This is a genomic window from Paenibacillus sp. MAHUQ-45 (assembly GCF_058133325.1).
Map to the genome: position 1 here is coordinate 534458 of NZ_JBYUPV010000002.1, position 24657 is coordinate 559114.

The following is a 24657-nucleotide window of genomic DNA, read 5'->3' on the forward strand; positions in this document are numbered from 1 at the left end:
TTCAGTATTATGAAATTTCATTATACGTTTCAAAAGGTCGTAGACTTGAAGGCTAACGAAAAGACACAGGCAGAGTGGATGCTCTCAAGCGCGCTCGGAGAACTGCAGGCACAGGAGAAGAGCCTCGAGGAATTGACTGCCCAGCGCAGTGATTTAATGATGGCTCTGCAAAACGCAGCGGAACACAGAACGCCGATGGCGAAGATACGGGAGATGCAGGATTACGTTGATTATCTGGACCAATGCATTATTCGCAAGCATGCGGATATTGGCCGTGCACATCAGGAAGTTCAGAGAAAGCAGGATCAGCTGAGCAATAAAATGTTGGATGAAAAAGTATGGCTGAAGGCAAAGGATAAAGCCCAGATGCTATTTCAGCAAAATATGATTTTACGGGAACAAAACGAACTGGATGAGATGGCTACCGTCCGCTTCGCGATGAAATCCCTCTAACCCGGGAGGTTTCCCCTAGTGGCAAATAATGATATTGAACTGGAAAACGAAGGGTCAGCAGGAAAGTTTGAGCGTTTCTTGTTCTTGATGATACCGATTATATTTACGCTCGTACTACTTGGCGTACTGTTGACACTTTTTAATATGGATATCCGCAATAATGTGTTTGCGATTGCGAATAAGATTCCTATTTTGGAAAAATGGGTTCCTGATCCGCCAGCGGATCCTTCCAAACCCGCAGATCCGAAGAAGCAGGCCCAGAAGCAAGCTGAAAGCTCAAATTCTACAATCAAAGAATTGAAGTCACAGCTTTCCAAGCAAGAGGAGAACTTGAAGAAGATAACTGAAGAGAAAACAGCTCAGGATAGCAAGGTGCAGGCGCTTGAGTCTCAGGTAAATACGATGACAGAAGAAGCAAAGGCTGCGGAAGAAGCCAAAGCGGCTACTACTGAAGATGATTATCTGAAGCAGGTCAAGGATTTGGCCAAACTCTACGCCGGAATGAAACCGTCCAAGGCAGCACCCATCATGGAGAATTTGACACAAGAAGAAATGGTGCAGATTTTCAGTGTGATGAATAATGCAAGCAAAACTGCAATCCTTGAGAAAATGGACCCGAAAAAAGCAGCAGATGTTTCTATCAAGCTGAAGGAAGAGACGACTTCCTCGGATCTCGCTATTGCTGCACTTCAGTCTCGACTGAAACAAGATTCGAACGCAGCAGCGACAACGCCTGCTAACGGAACTAAGAATCTGGACAAGGAAAAGCTGAACCAGACATTTTCCAGCATGACACCTGCAAACGCAGCTTCACTGCTTGGAGAAATGTACAAGATCAGTCCAGATAAAGTAATTACGATCATGAATACGGTCAGCGATTCCGTGAGATCGTCCATACTGGGCGAAATGACGAAGAATGACAGCGTTCAGGCTGCCAAAATTGTCAACCGGCTAATGGGAGGCAAGTAGACCTGAGAGGAGGTGAACAATAACAATGAGCTTGATTATTCAATCCCTTATGGGCAGCAATGCGCTGACAGGGAGTTCCCAGTCAGGGGCTTCAGCAGGTTCTACTACAACACAGCCGTTCGCCCAGACACTTGTTCAGACGATGGGTGCAAAAGATGCGTCAGCTACCCCACAGTCTTTGGGAAGCTTAACTTCTTTGCTAATGGGACTACTTGGTGCTACGCAGCAAACAGTAAGTGAATCTGGCGATCAACAAGGTCAACAGACGCCAGAAGATTTGTTAAATGCAGTGACAGAGGAATTGGAGAAGCAGGATGACAAGATTAGCAGTGATCCTGTGCTGCAAGCGGCATTGCAAGGATGGTTGATTTTGGTATCGGCGGCAGGAAACTCGTTCCAGGAGTTAACGGAGGATGGACATCTTAAAGGCGGAGGCCTTGAGGGAAGTTTACCGCCACTGGCTCAGCACTCAGCCACTTTGCGCTTCGCCCTTCAGGATGAGCTTCATAATCTGGTCAACGTGATTCAACAATCAGCGGATAAAGGCGACGAAGTTGCAGTAGCCAAAGGTGTTGAACTGGTAAAACAGCTGTCAGCAATGCTAGAACTAGTAGCGCCATCTGTTGATCAAACGAAAACTGCAAATGGTCCTCTCGTTGATACATCCACGGCAGCAGTTGAACAGCTCCTAGGTGTAGAAAGTAAGACTAAGTCTCAAGATAAAGCAGTGCCTGTGCTTCGTTATAGTCCAGTGGACGCGACGGCAGCTAAAGGTGCGACGTCATCTTCTCAAACTGCGATACAGCAGGGAACGACCGAAGAACAGCCTGACACCCCAACTGTTTCAGGAGCTAAAGCAGTAACAGCTGTTGCTGCTAAAGGTGTTGCTAAAGAAGAAGAGTCTGCACAAGTAAAACCAACAGAAGCTGGCGAGCATGAAATCGTTACGGCGGGTCAGTTGTCACTTCGCAATGGGATCACTGCTATGCATAAAGCGGAAGCTCCTTCACCACAGGTTCCTGTACATCAGTTTGCCGAGGAAATGACAGGCTTTATTACAGGAAAGCTGGAGATTGTGAGAAAGGGCAGTGCTGCTGAAGCTACGATTTCATTGTTTCCGGAACATCTTGGACAGGTTGATGTCAAAATTACAATGCAAAACGGTCACCTGGTCGCACAGTTCATGACTGAGCATGCTGCCACCAAAGATATGCTGGAGCAGCAAATGACTCAGCTACGTGCTGCGTTGCAGTCCCAGGGCCTACAGGTGGAGAAACTGGAAGTAACTCAGAACAATGCACCGCTGCATTCCCAATTCGGCCAGGAAGGCCGTCAGCCCGGTTCAGGTGGGCAACAGTCCGGCAACAACCGTTCGAAGCAGCGCAGTGAAGATACCGGAGATGCCGTTCTTGCAGCGGAGCTTACTGGTGATTGGAGAGACTGGGTAGCGGGCGAAGGAAGCGGAGAACGTAATCACGGAGGTTCCTTCTCAGCTAAAATCTAAACATGAGGAAGAGAGGTGAACGGCGATGACTACAACACCACCACCGGTATCGAACAGAGACCAGTGGAATTACAATCCTGAGAACAACAATAAGAAGACTACCGGTGATTCCAAGTTAGGAAAAGATCAGTTTCTGAAAATTCTGATTACCCAGTTGCAGAATCAAAATCCGCTGCAACCGATGGAGGATAAAGAATTTATTGCTCAGATGGCACAGTTTACCTCGGTTGAGCAGTTGACGAATATCTCGAAGCAGCTAACGGAAATGAACCAGTCACTTGGCTCTGTTTCTGGATTGATCGGCAAGGAAATAACTTGGATGGATAGTAAGAGCTTGGAGAAATCCGGCAAAGTGGATTCCATTCTGGTGAGTAACGGCCTTCAGTATGCGGTGGTCGGCAATGACAAAATTGCGTTGAGTGACATTACCAAAATTCAGAATGAAGTGCCAAAAGCTGAGGATACACCAGACAATGGAACTGGTGATAATGAAGCAACTCCAGTCGATACCAAGGCGAAAGCCAATGATGCTAATGACACCTCGGTCAATGACAAGGAGAGCGGGGCGGAGCAATGAGTGACCGGATGACCATAGGTCAGATGTATCCGGCAGCCGTCCATCCTTCAATCCTGCAGCGACCGTCTGTTGCCAAAGATGCAGCATCCCCGGAATCATCTTTTGAGAGCATGCTGCAGCGGAATATGCTGAAATTCAGCAACCATGCCGCTAAGAGATTGGAACAAAGAGGGATTGAACTTGGAAGTCGTCAGTTGGATGAAATTTCATCCGCAGTAGACAAAGCTGCTGCCAAGGGAAGCAAAGAGTCATTGATATTAATGAAGGATATGGCGCTGATCGTCAGCGTACCTAACCGCACAGTGGTTACAGCTATGGATGGCAACTCGATGAAAGACAACGTGTTTACGCAAATTGATAGTGCAGTGATTATATCTTAAACCGGCCGGTCCTAACGGAGAGCCGGAGTGACCGCCGACCGACTGAAGCGGTCCTAAGCTCTGATTAAGCTTTACATTCCACGGGTCGTATAGACTCTATAATCTGGGAGGACGACATTAAATGTTAAGATCAATGTATTCTGGGGTTTCAGGAATGCGCGGTTTCCAAACCAAGCTTGATGTCATCGGTAACAACATTGCAAATGTCAACACTGTAGGTTTCAAATCCGGTCGTGTGATGTTTAAGGATATCATGAGTCAAACGGTATCCGGTGTTACGGCTCCAACCGATGGCGGACAAGGCGGGGTGAATGCGAAGCAGGTAGGTCTTGGTGTAAGCATTGGTTCTATTGATACGATGCATCTTCAGGGCAGTGCGATGACCACGAACAATCCAACTGACCTGCGGATTGATGGGGATGGATTTTTCCTCGTAAAACTGTCAGGAGATCAGGAAACTCCTTTTCTGACCCGTGCAGGAGATTTTCGTCCAGATGCGGCCGGTAATCTCTTGACTGCTGACGGTCTGCATGTTGTGGATTCCAACGGAGACCCCATTCAGTTCGGTGACGACGTAACGGCATTTTCCATCTCCAGTGACGGCACAATTATCTTATCTAGAGCAGACGGCACAACCGAGCCAGGACCTCAACTCGGAATCGGTAAAGTTGCCAATCCGCAAGGTCTGGAGAAAATCGGGGGGAATCTGTACCGGATGACCCTGAATGCTAACCCGGATGGCGCACTTGAGCCTACCACTGCGAACAATGCTGAAGCCGGAACTGGCTCCATTGTTGCAGGTCAGCTGGAGATGTCCAATGTGGATCTCACTGGTGAGTTTACGGAAATGATCGTGACACAGCGCGGTTTCCAGGCCAACTCACGGATTATCACGACTTCTGACGAAATTCTGCAGGAAGTTGTGAATCTGAAGCGTTAATTTTAAATAACGTTATTAATGAATCAATTTCATAATGCGGATTTCAATCCGAATAGGTGCAATATCTAGTTATACCAAAACCATGTGCAACTAGATATCGATGATTAGACGCTCACTTATGGATTTATGAAAATGATTCAATAGCTTGCTATTATAAATTATAACGTTCGCCAATGGCGAGGATGCACAATCGGGGGAGAGGTTCTCCTCTCCCTATTTTTGTTAGGAGGCCTGTCATGATTTCCGTAACAAGATTAAATGGTACACCCATGTGGCTGAATGCCCTGCTGGTGGAGATGGTTGAGGAAGGCCCGGACACGTATGTTACGCTGGTAACGGGAAAGAGACTGATCGTGCTTGAAAAAGCCGATGAGGTTATTGCAAAAATCCGTGATTACAACAAGGACATCGGCACGAATGCTGCCACCATTAAATTCCAAAGTATGGAGGAGCTTTCATGAAAAAGATGCTGCCTTGGCTCATTACAATTCTACTCGCAATCACTTTGATCGTAGTGGCTGCGTTTCTGTTATGGGACAAGCTATTCCCAAGCAATCCCAATGATGTGAATCAAGCCGTGCAAAATGTGCAGACGAAGCATTTAAATGCGGATGAGATTGTCGCACTAACGGCTGAAATCAAGGACATCAAAACTAATTCAGCTGACCCCGATTATATCGTTTTAATAAATTTGGCTTTTCAACTGGATTCTGTGAAATCCAAAGAAGCTTTTGAGAAGATCCAAGAGATTAAGATCAAACCTATTATTATCAAGACACTTGCGGACTCAAAACCAGAAGAGTTGAATGGTGCAAGCGGGAAAGATCAGCTTGCCAGCAAGCTAGTCAATCTGATTAACAAAGCATTGACTGAAGGTAAGCTGACCCAGATTGAAGTTACCAATTTCGTACTTGCAAGACAGTAGTAACCGGGGGATAAATCCTTGATGGGGGGGTGATTGAATTGGTTGATGTACTTTCACAAAACGAAATTGATGCTCTGCTTGCTGCATTGTCATCCGGTGAAATGGATGCCGATGAGCTTAAGAAAGAAGAAACACAGAAAAAGATTCGCTCCTATGACTTCAAACGGGCCGTACGTTTTTCGAAAGATCATATCCGTAGCCTTACGCGGATTCATGAGAATTTTGCCCGCTATCTAACAACGTACTTTTCAGCCCAATTGCGCACGTTTGTGCAGATCAATGTCGTTCAGGTGGAGCAGCTCCCTTATGATGAGTTTATCCGCTCCATTCCAAAAATGACGATTTTGAATATTTTTGAAGCTGAGCCCCTGGAAGGGCGAATGGTTATGGAGGTACACCCGAATATCGCCTTTGCCATGCTTGACAGGCTTCTAGGTGGTTTCGGAACCGCGCCATCCAAAATCACTTCGTTAACCGAAATTGAAACAACGATTATGGAGCGTATTTTCAGCCGATGCTTTGAAAGTTTGCAGGAGGCCTGGAAGACGGTTCTGGATATTGAGCCGCGTATGGAAGCACTGGAGACCAATCCACAGTTTATGCAGATCGTGTCGCCTAATGAGACGATTGCTCTGATATCCTTAAGCACTAAAATCGGGGATACCACTGGGATGATCAACCTATGTATTCCTCACGTGGTGCTGGAGCCAATCATGTCCCGACTTTCGGTGCACCAATGGTTTGTTTCAGAGAAGAAGACGAGAGATCCAGAAGAAATTAATGCTATAAGAGAACGGGTGCACAAGGCGCAGCTGCCGATTGTGGCTGAGCTTGGTGAATCCAGGCTGTCCATAGCCGAGTTTCTCGGACTTAGTGTCGGTGATGTAATCTCGCTGAACAGAAATGTGGATTCTGGATTGTCGATTAAGGTAGGAAACAAGCTGAAATTCATTGGAAGCCCCGGCATGATTAAGGATCGGGTAGCGGTGCAAATAGACGAGATTGTCCATGAAGGAGTTGAGGAACTTGACGAGTAAAGACTACTTATCCCAGGAAGAAATCGACGCTCTTCTGCGACAATCTGCGGAGGGCACGATGCCTGCCGCGGTAAAGACGGTGGATGATTTTTTAACACCGTTTGAACAGGATGCCTTGGGTGAAATAGGGAATATAACGTTTGGTAGCGCGGCCACTGCATTGTCCACATTGCTGGGCAAGAAAGTTGATATTACAACACCTCAAGTATCAATTATTACACGGGGTGAGTTTGAAGAGACATTTCCTAAGCCGCATGTGGCTGTTCATGTACAATATGTCGACGGGTTCCAAGGAATTAATTCGCTTGTGATCAAGATCCGTGATGCACAGGTCATTGCTGATCTGATGCTTGGCGGAGAAGGTGAACCTAAGGAAGAAGAGCTGAATGAAATCCATATCAGTGCGGTTCAGGAAGCCATGAACCAGATGATGGGTTCTTCCGCAACGTCGATGTCGACCATTTTCAATCGGTTTGTTAATATCTCGCCACCGGGGATTGACATTCTTAACATGTCCAGCGGTGAAGGGGTAGGAAGTCTTCCTGATGAAGAGACACTGATTCGCATTGCTTTCCGGCTTAGAATCGGTGACTTGATCGATTCGACGATTATGCAGCTTCTGCCGGTGCGCTTTGCCAAAGATATGGTTACGATGCTGATTGGTGATGTAGCTCCTTCTGAGCAGGAGACAGCTGCTGCGGCCACGCTGCCCCCACCGGCTCCAGCTCAACAACCGGCTCCAGAAGCACCTCCGGTGCAGCAGGCGCCGCCACAGCAGCCTCAGGGCGCGGCTCAGCAGCCTTACCCGCAGCAGGGAGTGCCTCCGTATCCGGGAATGCCGGAAGGTGGCTACTATTATCCGCCGCAAGGAATGCCTGCTTATGGAATGCCGCCATACGGGGTGCCGCCGCAAGGAATGCCTTACGCGCAGACACCGCCGCCGGCTAGCCCGCCACAGAATCGCAATGTCAACGTTCAGCCGGTGCAATTCGCCAATCTTAGTGGGGGCGCCTTCGGCAACATTGACGAAAATAATTTAAATTTATTGATGGACATACCACTGAAAGTCACCGTAGAATTAGGAAGGACCCAGAAGCAGATTAAAGATATTTTGGAAATGTCGCAGGGTTCGATTATCGAGCTGGACAAGCTAGCCGGTGAGCCTGTGGACATCCTGGTTAACAACAAACTTATTGCCAAAGGGGAAGTCGTAGTTATCGACGAGAACTTCGGTGTTCGTGTTACGGATATCGTCAGCCAGTGGGACCGTATTCAAAAATTACAATAGCGTACTTAGGGAGGATTTAGTAAAAATGGCTAATCGAATTCTAATCGTGGACGATGCAGCATTTATGAGAATGATGATCCGGGACATTTTGACCAAAAACGGATTTGAAGTAGTGGGCGAAGCCCAGGACGGTTCTCAAGCCATCGAGAAATTTAAGGAACTTCGTCCAGATCTGATCACGATGGATATTACCATGCCTGAGATGGACGGAATCGCCGCCCTGAAAGAGATCAAAAAAGTGGATGCAAGCGCCAAGGTTATTATGTGTTCAGCCATGGGCCAGCAGGCTATGGTTATCGATGCAATTCAAGCGGGTGCCAAGGACTTTATCGTGAAGCCATTCCAGGCAGACCGTGTTATTGAAGCGATAAACAAAACGCTGGGCGTATAGGAAACAGTTATGCCGAGCAACACAGAACCGCTTGGAACGGGTAACAACCTGCTGAACTTGCTTAACGTTATTTTAGTGCTTGCGGTGATCATAGTTCTTATTGTGCTGCTGATCCGCTTTCTTGGCCGCCGCAATCAGACTTGGATGAGCGGACGCTCCATGCGCACACTTGGTGCGGTGGGGCTTGGTCCGGGCAAGTCGATGCAGGTCATTGAGGTTGGGAGCAGCCTGTACCTGATCGGAGTCGGAGAGGACGTATCCATATTGGATAAGGTGACCGACCCGGATGAGGTAGCGTTGATTATCTCGGCTTTCGAGGACCAGTCCTCAGGCCGTAACAACTTTCTCGTGCCGCTTATCTCCAAATTTAGAAATAGGCAGCGCGGGGAAGTTTCATCTCAGGAAATCGAACTTAGTGAAACATCGTCCTTTTATGAGACACTTCAATCCAAGCTTCGCTCTGCGCCTGAGCGCAAAGAGAAGATGGAGGAGCTGCTTCGGGAAGATGCCGCCAAGAATGAGTCGAGGGATTTATGAAAAAAAAGCTAATTCTCGCTTTTCTGCTGCTCAGTAGCCTTAGCATTCTTATGATTCATACGATGCACGCTGATCCTATCCCTAATATCAATGTTCAAATTGGGGGTAATAATAGTTCCAGCGGGGGAACCAGTTCCATATCCATATTGCTACTTATTACGGTTCTGAGTGTTGCCCCGGCATTTGTTATCCTGATGACCAGCTTTACCCGGATTGTCATTGTGCTGGGCTTTGTCAGAACCTCGCTCGGTACACAGCAGATGCCGCCCAACCAGGTACTTGTGGGGCTTGCTCTTTTCCTGACGCTTTTCGTGATGGCTCCGACATTTTCGACCATTAACGAGACGGCACTGCAGCCTTATATGAAAGGTACAATTACCCAGAGCGAGGCGCTGAACAAGGCAGCTGATCCAATGAAGGAATTCATGTTCAAGCAGACGAATTCCAAAGACCTGTTACTATTTATGAAATATACAGGGTATACGGGGACAGACAAGCCGGCTACATACAGCGACATCCCATTAACAGTCATTGTGCCTGCTTTTGCAATCGGTGAAATGAAAAAAGCATTTACTATGGGTTTTCTTATTTTCATACCATTCTTAATTATTGATATTGTGGTAGCCAGCACCCTGATGGCAATGGGGATGATGATGCTACCGCCCGTAATGATCTCATTACCTTTCAAAATTATGCTCTTTGTACTGGTAGACGGCTGGTACCTGGTCATAAAATCACTGCTATTGAGCTTTAACACCTGACGTTTATGAGGAGGCATAGGGGATGAATACGGAGTTTATTATCGGCCTAGCTGGCCAAGCCGTATATATCGTGCTGGAAGTCAGCGCGCCCATGCTGATTCTGGGTCTGACGGTTGGGCTAATTATCAGTATCTTTCAAGCTACGACACAGATTCAGGAGCAAACGCTAGCGTTTGTTCCCAAAATCGTCGCAGTATTGCTGGCCTTGCTGCTGTTCGGGCCTTGGATCATTACGAAATTGGTCGACTTTACAAGCCAGATTTTGGGCAATCTCCATATGTACATCGGTAAGTAACGGATATGGAGATCATGCTGCAAAGTTTTCCCGTCTTTCTGTTGTTTTTTTGTCGAATTTCAGCATTTTTTGTTGTCGTACCTGTGTTTTCATCTAATGGGGTGCCAATGACCTTCAAGATAGGCCTTTCCTTTTTTGTGTCACTGATAGTGTTTAGTGCAAGTGGAACTGGATTGGTTGTCCCGCAGGATCTTAGCTATATCCTATTGATTGCCAAAGAGATTTTAGTTGGACTCCTGCTAGGTTTTATAGGTTACCTCATCTTTATGGCGATACAAACGGCGGGCTCCTTTATTGATATCCAAATTGGCTTCGGGATTGCGAATGTCATTGATCCAATGACTGGCGCGTCCGCACCGATTTTCGGTAACTTCAAGTATATGATTGCGCTGCTAATGTTCCTGAGCATGAACGGACATCATTATCTGCTCGATGCAATTGTGTACAGCTATAATTGGGTTCCTATTAATAATGATCTATTCCTAAAAATGATAGACGGCAGCTTGTCGGAATTCCTTGTGCGTACATTTACTCAATCATTTATCCTTGCTTTTCAAATGTCTGCGCCCTTGGTGGCGGCATTGTTTCTGACAGATATAGGTCTTGCTTTTCTGGCGAGAACGGCTCCGCAATACAATGTATTTGTGATTGGGGTTCCGCTTAAAATCATTATTGGTCTGGCACTTTTGCTTGTGCTGATGCCAGGACTGGCAGTTCTTTTCAGAAGCATGTTCGATATTTTGTTTGAATCCATGCACAACTTGCTGAAGCTGATGGGGAGTAGTCCATAGGTGACCATAAGGAGAGATAGTTATGCCGCAGCCTAGGCGCTATAAACTGGATCTTCAGCATTTCGGGGGAGAAAAAACAGAAAAAGCCACCCCTAAGAAACGACAGGATGCGCGCAAAAAAGGCCAGGTGGCCAAAAGTGCGGAGCTGTCGGGTGCTGTTGTGCTGTTATCCGCAGTGCTAAGTTTATCCATGTTTGGCGGTTATATGAAGGAACGCTTCATGGACTTGTATATGGATGTTTTTCAAAACAGGATGCTACAGGAAATTTCATCTGAGAATGTGATGAAAATGTTCAGCGGGTACGGAGTACAGGTTCTATTACTGCTGGCTCCACTGCTCGGAATTACATTTATAATGGCATTAGTATCCAATATCATGCAGGTCGGGTTTATGGCCTCCGGACAAGGGTTAACCCCCAAGTTCAGTAAAATTAATCCGATCAAAGGGTTTAAAAATATTTTTTCCATGCGTTCGCTTGTGGAATTTCTGAAATCCATCCTCAAGCTGCTGCTGATCGCTTATCTGGTCTACAGTACGTTATGGGGACAAAAAAGAAGCATCATGTCACTGTCGCATATCGATACGGAAGGAATCTTCAAATTCGTAGCCAAACTAACGTTGACGCTCGGACTTAAGATAGGCGTGGTGCTGATGGTACTGGCTCTTCTCGATTATATGTATCAGAAATATGAGCATGAGAAGAGTCTCAAAATGTCCAAACAGGATATCAAGGATGAATATAAGAAAATGGAGGGTGACCCTCTAATTAAAGGCAAGATCAGGGAACGCCAACGCAGGATGGCTATGCAGCGGATGATGCAGGAAGTTCCTAAAGCGGATGTGATCATTACGAACCCGACGCACTTTGCAGTAGCGCTGAAATATGACGGCTCCATGATGGAGGCGCCACAGATTATTGCCAAGGGCCAGGACTACGTGGCACTCCGAATCCGGGAGCTGGCCAAGGAGCATGGCGTTGTGACTATGGAAAACAAGCCGCTTGCACGGGCGCTGTTCCAGAGGGCTGAAATCGGGGATACCGTCCCTGCAGATTTGTTCCAGGCAGTTGCCGAAGTACTGGCGTATGTATACAAGCTTAAAGGCAAGAAGAGATAAGACGGGGGAGGTTAAGGACATTGAAAGCTAGAGATCTATCTGTTTTAGTGGGCATCATCGGTATAGTGCTTATGATGATTCTGCCTATCCCGTCCTGGCTTCTGGACGTTTTACTAGTTATCAATATTTCAGTTGCGTTAACCATCATATTGGTGGCCATGAATACCAAGGAAGCCTTGCAGTTTTCAATCTTTCCAGCATTGCTTCTGATTACAACGCTTTTCCGTCTGGCATTGAACATTTCGACAACCAAGCTGATTCTTTCTAAAGGGGATGCAGGTGCCGTAGTTGCTACCTTTGGTAGCTGGATTGCCGGCGGACAGATTGCAGTCGGTTTTGTCGTGTTCCTGATTCTCGTAGTTGTTCAATTTATAGTTATTACCAAAGGTTCTGAGCGCGTAGCTGAGGTAGGCGCGAGATTCACACTCGATGCGATGCCCGGAAAGCAGATGAGTATAGATGCCGACCTCAATGCCGGCATGATTAATGAACAGCAGGCTCGTGAGCGTCGTCAAAAAGTAGAACGCGAGGCAGACTTCTACGGAGCGATGGACGGGGCCAGTAAGTTTGTTAAAGGAGATGCTATTGCCAGCATCATTATCCTCCTAATCAACTTGATAGGCGGATTTATCATCGGGATGGTTGTGCATGGAATGCCTTTTGGTGACGCACTGTCAACCTATTCCGTACTGACGATTGGTGACGGGTTGGTTAGCCAAATTCCTGCCTTGCTCATTTCGACGGCTGCCGGCTTGATTGTTACCCGTGCTTCTTCGGAAGGAAATTTGGCCGAGGATTTGACAGGACAATTATTGTCTTATCCGAAGCTGCTCTACATTGTAGCTGTAACGGTAGCCTTCCTAGGATTGTTTACTCCAATTCATCTCACTACAACGTTGCCGTTAGCTGGACTGATGGCCTTTGCGGCTTATCGGATGAGTCAGAATCTCAATCGGAAGCAGATTGCGGAAGAACAGCTTGTGGAAGAAAAGCAGATCGAAGAAGTGCGTAGTCCCGAAAGTGTTATTAACTTGCTTTCCGTCGATCCGATCGAGTTCGAATTTGGCTACGGCTTGATTCCTTTGGCAGATACAGGCCAGGGTGGCGACCTACTCGACAGAATTATCATGATTAGGCGGCAATGTGCACTAGAAATGGGACTTGTAGTGCCTGTTATTCGCATTCGCGACAATATTCAACTAAAACCGAACGAATACGTCATCAAAATTAAAGGAAATAACGTTGGCGGCGGTGAATTATTACTTAATCACTATCTTGCTATGAGCCCAGGATATGATGATGAGTCCATCAACGGAATTGAAACCGTGGAACCTTCTTTCGGACTGCCGGCTCTATGGATTGATGAATCAGTCAAAGAACGTGCCGAGTTGTCAGGATATACCGTGGTTGATCCTCCGTCTGTAGTGGCTACACATCTTACCGAACTGATTAAGCGTCATGGGCATGAACTGCTCGGACGTCAGGAAACCAAAATGCTGGTCGACAATTTACGGGAAAATTACCCTGTACTTGTGGATGAGCTCATTCCTTCAGTATTGGCCATTGGTGATGTACAGAAGGTGCTGGGGAAATTGCTTCGTGAGAAGATTTCCATTCGGGATCTCGTAACCATCTTCGAGACGCTCGCAGATTATGGAACCTACACCAAGGATCCTGACATTCTAACCGAGTATGTGCGTCAATCCTTGTCGAGACAAATCACTCAGCAGTTTTCCCAGATTGGGGAGACGCTGCGGGTAATTACCGTAGGGCCGACACTGGAAAAGAAAATCTCTGAAAGTGTGCAGCAATCGGAACAGGGCAGCTATCTCGCGCTGGATCCGGTGTCCACACAAACGGTCTATCAGCGACTGACCGAGCAGATCAATCGCCTGCTTCAGTCAGGACAGCAACCGATTGTGCTGACCTCACCGAATATTCGCATGTATTTGCGGCAGGTGATTGAACGCACGATGCAGGATATCCCAGTGCTCTCCTACAGCGAGCTGGAACCGAACATTGAAATTCAAAGCGTTGGAGTGGTGAATCTATGAGAGTGAAGCGTTATGTGGTGGATACAATGCCTGACGCCATGTTGTCCATCCGTAATGAGCTTGGCAGCGACGCCGTCATTCTTAGTACCAAAGAGATCAAAGTAGGCGGATTTATCGGACTCTTCCAAAAGAAAAAGATAGAAGTGGTTGCTGCCGTAGAGAAGGAGCAGAAGCCTGTTGTTCCGGCCAAGCCGCCAGCGCCTTCTCTGAGCATACCGCGCAATGCCGTTCCTCAGGCGTATAAAAAAGCTTCTGCGACGCCGCTTGCTGCTGAAGAGCAGAAAGCCCCTGAGGAGAACCGCACATTTGCCGAGATTGCCGCAGCACTGTCTGAGGCGATAGGCATTCAGGAGGCACCTGTTGTGCCAGCGCCTGCCTTGCGCCAAGAAACACCTTCGACTACGGGGGAGCTGAGGCAGACTTTGCTGAGCAAGGAGCCTGAGTCCCCGCTCCTAAATGTCGACTTCATGGAGGAAGCGAGAAGGCCTACCTTAAATGAAGCACCAGGTCCTGACCCTGAGGTGTTGCGTGAAATCCGCGAAATGAAGCAGTGGATGGAACGGATTGCAAGGCACTCCTCAGTATCGCGTGATTTGCCGGATCGTCTGGAGATCCTGCGGAGTCAACTGGTAGATCAGGAGTTGGATACGGTACTGGTGGAAGAATGGATTAGCACTATTTTTGACCGCTGGAATGAAGAAGGGCGAACCTGGAGGTCTGAACAGTTCGACGAAAGTCTGGCTGAACAGATCAGTAGCTTTCTCACTGGCCGTGTAGGTCAAGGGATACGCCCGAATACTCAGATCGTGTACATTGCCGGACCTACAGGCGTCGGTAAAACAACGACAATCGCGAAGCTGGCCGCAGAGCAGTTATTCAAGTATGGCCGCAAAGTGGGCTTGATCACTTCGGATACATACCGGATATCGGCTGTAGATCAGCTGCGAACCTATGCGTCTATTCTGAACATTCCACTGGAAGTAGTTCAATCGCCCGGTGATTTGCAGCGGGCGATGTTTCGACTCGAAAGCTGCGACCTCGTACTGATGGATACGGCAGGACGTAATTATCGCAATGAGCTGCTCGTTGCTGAATTGCAGAGTCTGTTGGCCAAGGAATTGAGGAGCGAGACCTACCTGGTTCTCAGCATGACCTCCAAGAGCCGGGATATGAAGAAGATTGCCGAGCATTTCGGCAGGTATCCGCTGGATAAAGTAATCTTTACGAAGCTGGATGAAACGGGAAGCTACGGCCCTCTTTTCAATGTGCTGAATGATTTTCCGTTGACCTTGTCCTACTTGACCAATGGGCAGAACGTTCCGGAGGATCTGTTGCTTGCCTCTGAAGAAGAACTGTCAGATATGCTGCTGGGAATAGGTGGACATTAATGGATCAAGCGCAAGCTTTAAGACATCTTGTGTCCAGGCAAGACCCCAAGCGTATGACCATGGAAGGATCAAGTGCTCGGATCATAACAGTCTGCAGTGGAAAAGGCGGCGTTGGCAAATCGAATTTTACGCTGAATTTTGCGTTAGCCCTGCAATCGCTGGGTAAGAAAGTACTTTTATTTGACGCTGACATCGGGATGGCGAACATAGATGTGTTGATGGGGGTATCACCCAAATATAACCTCTATCATTTGCTGACAAGAGAAGCCGATATTAGCCGGGTTGTTCAGCTCGGTCCGCAAGATCTTCCTTTTATCGCAGGCGGTTCCGGTATGGACGAGCTGTTCTCGCTCTCCGAGAACGATCTCAATTATTTTACTAACCAGATTGCCGAGATTGCTGACAGCATGGATTATATTTTGTTTGATACAGGTGCTGGTTTGTCCAAGGAAACAATGAAGTTCATTTCGACTGCCGATGACTGTCTGGTGGTCACCACCCCGGAGCCAACGGCAATAACCGACGCCTACGCATTAATGAAAGTAGTACATAACTCTCATCCCGATGTTTCCTTCAGACTTATTGTCAATCAGGCCGGGGACATACGGGAAGCTGCAGCAACTAGTGACAAAATTAGAATGGCGGCAAGCCGATTTTTACAGTTGAATCTTCCTTTCCTGGGTCATATCAGCAGTGATTCCCATGTGGTCCAGGCTGTGAAAAGACAAGTGCCGTTCATTCTGGCCTTTCCAAACTGCGCAGCATCCAAAGACGTTCATCTTCTAGCCGTTCGTTATTTGGCAAGCGATGCCGTCATAGAAACCAAAGTCCAGGGAATTAAGGGGTTTATTCGCAAGTGGTTAATACGAAACAAGTAGTACATGTTCTGAATTCAGGAACAGAGGTGGAAATGATATGAAGCCATATAAAGTTTTGGTTGTTGATGATTCTGCATTTATGCGCAAGATCATTTCCGATTTGATTGAAAACGATGCTGACTTTCAGGTAACGGCAACCGCAGCCAATGGCCGTGAGGCGATTGAAAAGGTAAACGAGCTATGCCCAGACCTTGTGACCATGGATGTGGAAATGCCGGAAATGAACGGCCTGGAAGCGCTGAAAATAATCATGGCCGAGCGTCCGCTTCCCGTAATTATGCTGTCAGGCATCAACGAGGAAGGCATGAAGGAGACCATTCTTGCTCTGGAGTGGGGCGCCTTCGACTTTATTCGCAAGCCATCGATTTCCAGTTCGCAGGATATCATCACTGTTGGGGAATCGCTGCGTGAGCAGATGAAGGAAGCGATGCTGGCCCGACATCAGAGACAAGTCAGAGAGACAGCTATTCAAGCCATCGAAGTTACACCTATTGAGCCTGTAGCGCCGCAGATCATTAAACCAAGCATACAGGATGTTAGAAAGAATCTGGAGCTTCATGTTCCAAAAACTGAGTTAACGACAAGTAAGCCTGCCGAAGCAGAGAGGCGGATTAAGCCTGCAGAGGTGCTGGGCACAGCCAAGCCTATACAGAAAAAGGTTGCGCCGGAGAACAAAGCTACAAAGAAGGCGGTTCTTCCGCCACCAGCTTCTCCCAAGCCTGCCTCCGAGAAGTTCAGGAATCGCCTCAAATTAGAGCGCGAGTCTATACATGCACTCCGTTCACAATCGGAAGCCATTGCAGAACCAGTAGCGGTGACTGGCGCCACGAGCACAGATCGGAGATCCACTTCTGCAAAAGGATTATGCAAAATCGTCGCTGTAGGTTGTTCAACAGGTGGGCCGCGAGCTTTGAAGGCACTGCTAGAGAACATTCCGGCCGATTTCCCGGCTCCGATCGTGATTGTGCAGCATATGCCGCCTAACTTCACGAAATCGCTGGCACAGCGGCTCAATACCTTCAGTCCGCTGGAAGTAGCGGAGGCGGAGCAGGGTATGATATTGCGGCAGGGGGCCGCGTATATCGCCCCGGGTGGCTATCACATGAAGGTTGTTCCAACTGCCAGCGGGCAATATACCCTTTCACTTACAAAGGAAGAGGCTCGCAATGGCCATCGGCCATCTGTAGATACATTATTTGAATCCTTGCTTCCGCTTACGTCGCTGGAACGTCATGCTGTACTCATGACAGGGATGGGAAGTGATGGAGCACGAATGATGAAGGCTCTCCATGACTCAGGCGTTTCTTCAACCTTTGCCGAGAGTGAAGAGACCTGCGTTGTATATGGAATGCCACGCTCTGCGGTTGAACTGCAGTGCGTTAGACATATCCTGCCTTTGCAGGAAATAGCTCCAAGACTGGTGCAAGCCGTTAATTAACGGAAAAGCGAACTCGAAGGGGAGGTACCCGCTTATGGACATGAATCAGTATTTATCCATGTTTATTGATGAGTCAAATGATCATCTGCAGTCATTGAACGAAAATATGATGGGGTTGGAAGCAAATCCTGAGGATCTGAGTATCGTACAGGTAATCTTCCGCTCTGCCCATACCTTAAAAGGTATGGCGGCAACTATGGGCTTTGAGGATTTGGCTTCACTTACTCACCAAATGGAGAACGTGCTTGATTTGGTGCGCAACAACAAGCTGAAGATGCAGGATTTCATTTTTGACACCTTGTTTAAAAGTCTAGATGCCTTAGAATCCATGGTTCAGGACATTACTGGGGGCGGAGAAGGTAGAGCTGATGTCTCTAGCATCGTAGCCGATCTTCAGGCCATAGTTCGCGGCGAAATTCCTACTGCGGGTGGGGCAGCGGCTGGAAATGCTCCGGCTGCTTCTAAGCAGGCTGAGACTCCGATACATCTGGATGAGTTCCAGTTCTCAGTCCTGGAGCAGTCTATTCAGGAAGGCCATAAGGTCATGTTCGTAGAGGTTACAATTCGTGAAGATTGTCAGCTTAAAGCGGTACGCTCTTACATGGTGTTTGATCTCTTGGAACGTTCCGGTGAAGTCGTTAAATCCTTCCCTTCCGTTCAAGATATTGAGCAGGAAAAATTTGATCACAGCTTTTCGCTTTATTACATAACCCAAAAGGATGCTAGTGAAATTCAGGCCATGATCCTGAACCTGTCGGAAATTGACAAGGTAACTGCTGTTGCGCTGGATCAAGAATCCTTGCATCAGCTTGGTCAGGATGTAGCCGCGGCCGCATCCGAAGTGGCTGCCGCTGCATCTGAGGTAGCAGTGGCTGTGGAAGCCCCTTCCCCGCCAACTGCTGCTTCCACTCCAGCACCAAAAGTGGCTGCTAAAGAGGAAGGAGCCAAGTCACCAGCCGCTGGTCGAACGGGAGGTACGCCGTCACGGACCATCCGCGTGGATATTGAACGTCTGGATGTCTTGATGAACCTGTTCAGTGAACTTCTTATTGACCGCGTCCGTTTGGAACAGTTGGCTTCGGAAATACAAAGCGGTGATCTTACTGAAACAGTAGAGCATATGAGCCGAGTTAGCGCCGATTTGCAAAATATTGTAATGAAGCTGCGCATGGTGCCGGTGGATACTGTATTCAACCGGTTCCCGCGGATGATTCGCGACCTTGCTAAATCATTGGACAAGAAAGTTGATCTTGTTATTACTGGTGCCGAGACCGAGATGGATAGAACCGTCATTGATGAAATCGGCGATCCGCTCGTGCATTTACTACGCAATGCCGTTGACCATGGGATCGAATCTGTTGCTGACCGGATTGCTGCTGGTAAGCCGGAGACTGGAACGGTTAACCTGCGTGCATTCCATAGCGGTAACCATGTATTTATTGAGATTGAAGAGGATGGAAGAGGGATTATCCCTGAGAACGTCCTTAAGTCTGCTGTTAAGAAAGGGATTCTTACCCAAGAGCAAGCGGCAAGCAAGACGGATGAAGAAGCTTATCAAATGTTGTTCGCCCCGGGCTTCAGTACGGCGGAAGTCATCTCCGACGTTTCCGGACGTGGCGTGGGACTAGACGTTGTTAAAGCCAAAATTACTGCGCTGGGCGGCAATGTTACCATTTACTCCACACCGGGTAAAGGAACTAACTTCTCGGTACAGCTTCCACTTACACTTTCGATCATTGCGGCAATGATGATTAAGCTCGGATCGGAGAAGTATGCGATTCCGTTGTCCTCGATTGTAGAGACGGGCATCATTAAGCAATCTCAAATTCGCACCATTCATGGTAACAAAATGCTGGAGTTCCGAGGCAGCCATATTCCGCTTGTTTCCTTGAGTCGTTTATTCTCCATACCTGATTATGATGAGAGTACCGAGGAAGAGACGGAGATCGTTGTAGTTCGTAAGGGAGAACGCCTCGTGGCTCTAGCGGTAGAAGACTTTATCGGGCAGAACGAGATTGTAATCAAGAATCTCGGCAAATATCTGCCAGAGATTCAAGGTATCTCCGGCGCTACGATTCTTGGTGACGGACAGGTTGCACTCATTATTGATCCGAACGCTTTTATTAAATAACTAGGATAGAACAGGGAGGTTCATTCCATGGCTGAAGATATTAAAGTGATAGTGTTCAAACTAGGTACCGAAGAATACGGCATTGAAGTGGATAAGGTACAGACTATCGAGCGTATGATGCCGATTACACGTGTGCCAAAGACGTATTCTTTTATCAAGGGAGTAATCAATTTGCGTGGGGTAGTTATCCCTGTTATTGATCTTCGCGGTCGCTTCGGCATTGCCGAGGCCGAGCATACGGACCAGACTAGAGTGATTATAGTAGCTGTGAACGAGATGGAAGTAGGCTTTATCGTAGATTCCGCCAATGATGTCATTGACCTTAACCGGGATTCCATTGATACACCTCCCGATGTTGTGGGTGGCATCAAAGCCAAGTACTTGGACGGGGTGGCCAAAATCGGGGAAGACCGTCTGCTGATCATGCTCAATTTGTCCGAGGTGCTCAACAAGAGCGAAATCGTACAATTGGAAGGCCTGGAGGGCTAACCAGTGGAGTTGTTCAAAAACTTCAAGGATTTCAAAATGGATGTGCTCAAGGAAGTCGGGAATATCGGAGCTGGGAACGCTGCCACCGCGTTATCCCAGCTGCTGGGTAAACCGATTGATATGGCCGTACCAAAGGTCCAACTGCTCAATTTTGAGGAAATTACTGAAAAAGTGGGCGGAGCCGAAGAATTGGTATATGCCGTATTCCTGCGGGTCGAAGGTGAAGCACCTGGCAATCTGTTCTTCATTCTTACACCGGAAGCCGCCGTCAATCTGCTCAGTCGTGTGGCAGGGATCGAGCTGTCTGGTGGGGAAGAATTGAGCGAGATGGAATTATCCGCATTGAACGAGATCGGTAACATTTTGGCAGGTTCCTATCTGTCCTCGCTAGCCGACTTCACTTCACTCACGATGTACCCGACGGTGCCGGCACTGGCCATGGATATGGCCGGTGCTATTCTGGGCTATGGGCTGCTACAGTTTGGACAAATGGGGGATGATGCTTTGCTGATAGATACGACGTTTCTAGAGGGGCAGGATGAGATCGAAGGGCAGTTCTTCCTCATCCCCGATCCGGAATCGTTCCCGAAAATCTTCAAATCTCTGGGAGTTCCTTTCGACAATGATTGATGTACAAACCATCATAAAGGTAGGCATGGCAGATCTTAATGTCGGGAATGAGGGTCTGATCCGTACAACTGGACTTGGCTCCTGTGTAGGATTGACCCTCTATGATCCAGGCAAAAAGATAGCGGGCATGGCACATGTAATGCTGCCCTCCTCGGAAATTGCCAGGGAGGGGCAGCTCAATATCGCCAAGTTCGCCGATACAGCTGTGCCAGAACTGCTGAATCGTCTGCTGTCGCTTGGGGCGGTTCGCAGCCGAATCGTCGCCAAGATGGCGGGGGGCTCGCAAATGTTTGCCTTTGCTGGAGGGAGTGACACCATGAGGATCGGGCCTCGTAATGTGGAATCCTGTAAGCATTCGCTTGAAGCTTTGAACATTCCGTTAATCGCTGAAGATACCGGCGGCAATTATGGCCGTACGATAGAGATCGCCTGCAGCACTGGAGTCTTGTATATCCGAAGTGTGCAAAAAGGCGCTAAGGAAATATAATCATGATTGGAAATATTTTGATAAATTTGCTGTCTGGCGTGGTAGGCTTTGTGCTTACCTTCCTTGTCACTTACGGGAATAATTTACTAATGACCAGCCTGATTCGAGGGTCATTTGGATTTATTACCTGGTTCTTGCTTGCATTTCTTCTTAGATGGGTATTGGGTATTATGATGAAACAGACGGAACCGGAAGAACTCACGGACCCTGCTGGCGGGGACGGCGAAGAAGCGCTGGGTGCCAGACTGAATATCAGCACTCCGGATGAGGATGAGGAATTGAAGAGTTTATTGATGCCAAAGCCGGCGGTAGGGGACGGGGATAACGGAGGATTTACTCCGCTAAAACCACCTAAGCTGGTCACCATGAAAGATCCTGAAGAATTGGCCAAGGCCGTTCGTCACCTGAAGGAAGAATAAGGTAGTGCTGCAGGAACCGGAATTCGGCCAAGCTGTACGGTTCCTCATTCAGGGCACACTGACTAAACTTTGGGAAGGGTGAAAGCTGTTGAACGAGCGTAAAGCTTCTCAGTCGGAGATAGACGGGCTATGGGCGCAGTGGAAAGAACAAGGCGATCCTGAAGCGAAGAAAAAGCTGATTGAGAGTTATCTCCATATTGTAGATTACGTATCCAGCCGTTTGGCTGTGGGGTTGCCCAAGAATGTCTCCAAGGATGACTTAGCGAGCAATGGTGTTATGGGGTTGATTGATGCCATTGAAAAATTCGATTATAAGCGCGGGCTCCAGTTCCAGACCTATGCCTCCTGGCGGGTGCGTGGGGCGATCCTTGATTCTTTACGCCAGAGTGACTGGGTTCCCCGGTCGGTGCGGGAAAAAGCGAAAAAAATCGAGGATGCTTATCAGCAGATGGAACAGAAATATTTACGATCTGTTACGGACGAAGAAATGAGTCAATACCTGAACATTAGCGAGCAAGAATTTCAAAATATGCTGCAGGATGTGGCCGTTATGTCACTCTGCTCACTGGAAGACCCTATTCGCGAAGAAGAATCGGAGACCCGAATGTCCATCCTGGTGGATGATAAGGCCAAGAACCCGGATCGCAAGGTAAACGAATTTTATTTGCGTGAGACCCTTACCAAAGGCATTGAGAAACTAACGGTGAAAGAACGGACCGTTGTGTCCCTTTTATATTATGAAGATTTGTCTTTAAGCGAAATTGCCGAGGTTATGTCATTATCCCCCTCGAGGATTTCGCAGCTCCATTCTAAAGCCATTTTGCGGCTGAGGGGTACGCTGGAGAAAAGCCGGGATCTTCTTATGCAAAACGATTAACCGTACTACGGTGACAAGGGGGAGTATAATTTGATCGGTCATTATGCTTTGAATCAGTACCTGAGCATTACTTTCTCGGATGACAAGGGCATTGCTTATCTCCAGTTTTCCAAAAAAGACGAGAATTTTTCCTGTTCGATCGAAGATCTGGAGGCCTTTCTGCACAGTCATAATATCAGATATGGTATTGAGCGGGATATTGTCCAGCGTATTAGTACTCATCCCGAGGAGTATTTCTTCAATAGAGTACCTATTGCGATTGGAGACTCCGCCGAGAATGGTACGGATGGACGAGTTGTTCTTACCATTGATATGGAGGAAGACCGTGGGCCTGCCGAGAAGGCTGACGGCAAGGTCGACTACAAAGATTTGGTCCGGCTGCAGAATGTCCGTAAAGGCCAACTGATCGCCAAGACCATTCCTCCATTAGCTGGCAAACCAGGCAAAATGGTGACGGGCGAAGAGCTACCGTTCAAAGCTGGGCGTGAGGCCCAGTTTAAAGTGGGTAAAAATGTCCTGGTCAGCAATGAAGAGACTTCTATGTATGCTGCAATTGATGGTCTTGTGACGATTACGGATAAAGGCAAAATCAATGTTTTTCCGGTGTATGAAGTCAACGGTGACGTAGATTACAGTACCGGAAATATTGATTTTGTGGGTACCGTTGTTATCCGCGGCAATGTCCTCACTGGGTTCTCTGTCAAATCGGACGGCGATATTCGGGTGGTCGGCGGAGTGGAAGGCGCGGAACTAATCGCCGGGGGCTCCATTGAGATTACGGGCGGTATTATCGGTTATCACAAGGGACATGTTAGCGCTGGTAAGAATGTGAAAGTGTCCTTTATCCAGGATGGTAATGTGACTGCAGGCGAAGACGTTATTGTCTCACAGAGCATTATGCATTCCGATATACGTGCAGGGCATGATGTGATTTGCAATGGCACGAAAGGTCTAATTGTCGGCGGAACCGTTCAAGCTGGTGAGCGGGTGGTTGCACGGACAATCGGTAACACGATGTCGACGGCAACAGCCATTGAAGTGGGCGTATTGCCAGAGCTGAGAAATGAGATCAATGATCTTCGTCAACAGTTACGCCAGCTGCTTGAGAATGACGATAAGACCTCCAAGGCGCTTTATTTGCTGAATCAATTGGCGAACAGCGGTCAGCTGTCTCCCGATAAAATAGCACTTCGTGTCAAGCTCAATGCCACCAAACAATCCCATCAGCGGGAAGAGGCAAGAATTAAGGGCCGGGTACTTGAGATTGAGAGAATGCTAGAAGATACGGGTAGAGCCAGAGTAGAGGCTGTAAAGACGATATACGGAGGCTGCAAAATCGTAATTGGCAGATACACCAGATTTGTAAAAGACCCTACAGAGCGGGTCGTTTTCGCATACAGCGAAGGGGATATCTCAATCACGCCGTATATCTAACTCAGGCGGGCAGCAGCAGCGGCCGGCCATTTACAAATTCTTATTTTGTGAAAAGAGGGTCGACATGAGTCTAAAACCGGTGGAGTTGCAAATTGCTGTGCCTCGGACAACAGAGGCGGGAAGAATTCAGAACGAGCTTCAGCATCGTCCTGCAGCAGACCAGCAGCAGCTAGCTGCACAGAATGTTAAGCAAAGCCAGGAAATGACTCAACGCACTGCGGAAGTCGATGATTCTTCAGAGACTGCCTTACGTGATGATGGTGGACGCGGCAACAACTCTGGTGGGCATTCCTCGCAGGAGAAAGGTCACAAATCAGATGGAAGCCGTGATGCCGAACATCCGTACAAAGGGCGTCGCATAGATTTGAGCCTATAATTATATAAGACGAACAACAGAAAATAACAAGAAGCGAGAAGGAACGAAGGGGGAAGTATGGAACTGTAGGAGCGACAGCGCCCGGAAGTCC

Annotated in this window: 28 protein-coding genes; all 28 read left to right on the forward strand. The window is 47.9% G+C overall.

Annotated features, from left to right (window positions below; all coding sequences use genetic code 11):
* Positions 1–9: 9 nt before the first annotated feature.
* The 28 genes from fliJ (at position 10) to AC3Y23_RS06315 (ending at position 24566) form a co-directional block, all read left to right on the forward strand.
* Positions 10–453, forward strand: coding sequence for a flagellar export protein FliJ (gene fliJ / locus AC3Y23_RS06180; protein WP_379196710.1), 444 nt, complete (start codon positions 10–12; stop codon positions 451–453).
* A gap of 18 nt (positions 454–471) precedes the next feature.
* Positions 472–1422 (forward strand): MotE family protein, encoded by a 951-nt coding sequence (locus AC3Y23_RS06185; RefSeq protein WP_379196712.1) that lies wholly within the window; start codon positions 472–474, stop codon positions 1420–1422.
* Between the two features lie 25 nt (positions 1423–1447).
* Positions 1448–2926, forward strand: a complete 1479-nt coding sequence (locus AC3Y23_RS06190) for a flagellar hook-length control protein FliK (protein ID WP_379196714.1) — start codon at positions 1448–1450, stop codon at positions 2924–2926.
* Positions 2927–2951: 25 nt separating this feature from the next.
* Entirely contained in the window at positions 2952–3503 is a 552-nt protein-coding gene (locus AC3Y23_RS06195; protein WP_379196716.1) for a flagellar hook capping FlgD N-terminal domain-containing protein, read from the forward strand.
* Positions 3500–3883: a TIGR02530 family flagellar biosynthesis protein gene (locus AC3Y23_RS06200; RefSeq protein ID WP_379196718.1), complete on the forward strand. Its 384-nt coding sequence runs from the start codon at positions 3500–3502 to the stop codon at positions 3881–3883. The genes AC3Y23_RS06195 and AC3Y23_RS06200 overlap by 4 nt, the downstream gene beginning before the upstream one ends.
* A 121-nt stretch (positions 3884–4004) precedes the next feature.
* Positions 4005–4823, forward strand: coding sequence for a flagellar basal body rod protein FlgG (gene flgG, locus AC3Y23_RS06205; RefSeq protein ID WP_379196720.1), 819 nt, complete (start codon positions 4005–4007; stop codon positions 4821–4823).
* 236 nt (positions 4824–5059) lie between these two features.
* Complete coding sequence (locus AC3Y23_RS06210; protein ID WP_379196722.1) at positions 5060–5284, forward strand: flagellar FlbD family protein; 225 nt, start codon at positions 5060–5062, stop codon at positions 5282–5284.
* Positions 5281–5748, forward strand: coding sequence for a flagellar basal body-associated FliL family protein (locus tag AC3Y23_RS06215; protein ID WP_379196724.1), 468 nt, complete (start codon positions 5281–5283; stop codon positions 5746–5748). Before AC3Y23_RS06210 ends, AC3Y23_RS06215 begins: the two co-directional genes overlap by 4 nt.
* 38 nt (positions 5749–5786) lie before the next feature.
* A complete protein-coding gene (gene fliM, locus AC3Y23_RS06220) occupies positions 5787–6785 on the forward strand; it encodes a flagellar motor switch protein FliM (RefSeq protein WP_379196727.1) in 999 nt (332 codons plus the stop codon).
* On the forward strand, positions 6775–8073 hold the full coding sequence (fliY, locus tag AC3Y23_RS06225; protein WP_379196729.1) for a flagellar motor switch phosphatase FliY: 1299 nt from the start codon (positions 6775–6777) through the stop codon (positions 8071–8073). Before fliM ends, fliY begins: the two co-directional genes overlap by 11 nt.
* Positions 8074–8098: 25 nt before the next feature.
* Positions 8099–8464, forward strand: coding sequence for a response regulator (locus AC3Y23_RS06230; protein WP_066362129.1), 366 nt, complete (start codon positions 8099–8101; stop codon positions 8462–8464).
* A gap of 9 nt (positions 8465–8473) precedes the next feature.
* Positions 8474–9001 carry a flagellar biosynthetic protein FliO gene (locus AC3Y23_RS06235; protein WP_379196732.1) on the forward strand — a complete coding sequence of 176 codons (528 nt, stop codon included), beginning with the start codon at positions 8474–8476 and terminating at the stop codon, positions 8999–9001.
* Complete coding sequence (gene fliP / locus AC3Y23_RS06240; RefSeq protein ID WP_379196734.1) at positions 8998–9762, forward strand: flagellar type III secretion system pore protein FliP; 765 nt, start codon at positions 8998–9000, stop codon at positions 9760–9762. Before AC3Y23_RS06235 ends, fliP begins: the two co-directional genes overlap by 4 nt.
* A gap of 22 nt (positions 9763–9784) precedes the next feature.
* A complete protein-coding gene (gene fliQ, locus AC3Y23_RS06245) occupies positions 9785–10057 on the forward strand; it encodes a flagellar biosynthesis protein FliQ (RefSeq protein WP_379196736.1) in 273 nt (90 codons plus the stop codon).
* A 5-nt stretch (positions 10058–10062) separates the two neighbouring features.
* Positions 10063–10848, forward strand: coding sequence for a flagellar biosynthetic protein FliR (fliR, locus tag AC3Y23_RS06250; RefSeq protein WP_379196738.1), 786 nt, complete (start codon positions 10063–10065; stop codon positions 10846–10848).
* A gap of 22 nt (positions 10849–10870) precedes the next feature.
* Positions 10871–11965: a flagellar biosynthesis protein FlhB gene (gene flhB / locus AC3Y23_RS06255; RefSeq protein WP_379196740.1), complete on the forward strand. Its 1095-nt coding sequence runs from the start codon at positions 10871–10873 to the stop codon at positions 11963–11965.
* 20 nt (positions 11966–11985) lie between these two features.
* The gene (gene flhA, locus AC3Y23_RS06260) at positions 11986–14019 is read left to right on the forward strand and encodes a flagellar biosynthesis protein FlhA (protein ID WP_379196742.1); all 2034 of its coding nucleotides are present in this window, start codon (positions 11986–11988) and stop codon (positions 14017–14019) included.
* Positions 14016–15407, forward strand: a complete 1392-nt coding sequence (gene flhF, locus AC3Y23_RS06265) for a flagellar biosynthesis GTPase FlhF (protein WP_379196744.1) — start codon at positions 14016–14018, stop codon at positions 15405–15407. The genes flhA and flhF overlap by 4 nt, the downstream gene beginning before the upstream one ends.
* The gene (locus AC3Y23_RS06270; RefSeq protein WP_379196746.1) at positions 15407–16285 is read left to right on the forward strand and encodes a MinD/ParA family protein; all 879 of its coding nucleotides are present in this window, start codon (positions 15407–15409) and stop codon (positions 16283–16285) included. Before flhF ends, AC3Y23_RS06270 begins: the two co-directional genes overlap by 1 nt.
* Before the next feature lie 37 nt (positions 16286–16322).
* Positions 16323–17723 carry a protein-glutamate methylesterase/protein-glutamine glutaminase gene (locus tag AC3Y23_RS06275; RefSeq protein ID WP_379196748.1) on the forward strand — a complete coding sequence of 467 codons (1401 nt, stop codon included), beginning with the start codon at positions 16323–16325 and terminating at the stop codon, positions 17721–17723.
* A 34-nt stretch (positions 17724–17757) separates the two neighbouring features.
* A complete protein-coding gene (locus AC3Y23_RS06280) occupies positions 17758–19854 on the forward strand; it encodes a chemotaxis protein CheW (protein WP_379196750.1) in 2097 nt (698 codons plus the stop codon).
* 27 nt (positions 19855–19881) lie between these two features.
* Complete coding sequence (locus tag AC3Y23_RS06285) at positions 19882–20343, forward strand: chemotaxis protein CheW (protein WP_379196752.1); 462 nt, start codon at positions 19882–19884, stop codon at positions 20341–20343.
* Positions 20344–20379: 36 nt separating this feature from the next.
* On the forward strand, positions 20380–20973 hold the full coding sequence (locus tag AC3Y23_RS06290) for a chemotaxis protein CheC (RefSeq protein WP_379197146.1): 594 nt from the start codon (positions 20380–20382) through the stop codon (positions 20971–20973).
* Complete coding sequence (locus AC3Y23_RS06295; RefSeq protein WP_379196754.1) at positions 20966–21460, forward strand: chemotaxis protein CheD; 495 nt, start codon at positions 20966–20968, stop codon at positions 21458–21460. Before AC3Y23_RS06290 ends, AC3Y23_RS06295 begins: the two co-directional genes overlap by 8 nt.
* 2 nt (positions 21461–21462) lie before the next feature.
* Complete coding sequence (locus AC3Y23_RS06300; protein WP_379196756.1) at positions 21463–21879, forward strand: hypothetical protein; 417 nt, start codon at positions 21463–21465, stop codon at positions 21877–21879.
* An 88-nt stretch (positions 21880–21967) separates the two neighbouring features.
* Entirely contained in the window at positions 21968–22756 is a 789-nt protein-coding gene (locus AC3Y23_RS06305) for a FliA/WhiG family RNA polymerase sigma factor (RefSeq protein ID WP_379196758.1), read from the forward strand.
* A 30-nt stretch (positions 22757–22786) separates the two neighbouring features.
* The gene (locus AC3Y23_RS06310; protein WP_379196760.1) at positions 22787–24190 is read left to right on the forward strand and encodes a flagellar assembly protein A; all 1404 of its coding nucleotides are present in this window, start codon (positions 22787–22789) and stop codon (positions 24188–24190) included.
* A 64-nt stretch (positions 24191–24254) separates the two neighbouring features.
* Positions 24255–24566, forward strand: coding sequence for a hypothetical protein (locus tag AC3Y23_RS06315; RefSeq protein ID WP_379196762.1), 312 nt, complete (start codon positions 24255–24257; stop codon positions 24564–24566).
* Positions 24567–24657 lie beyond the last annotated feature (91 nt).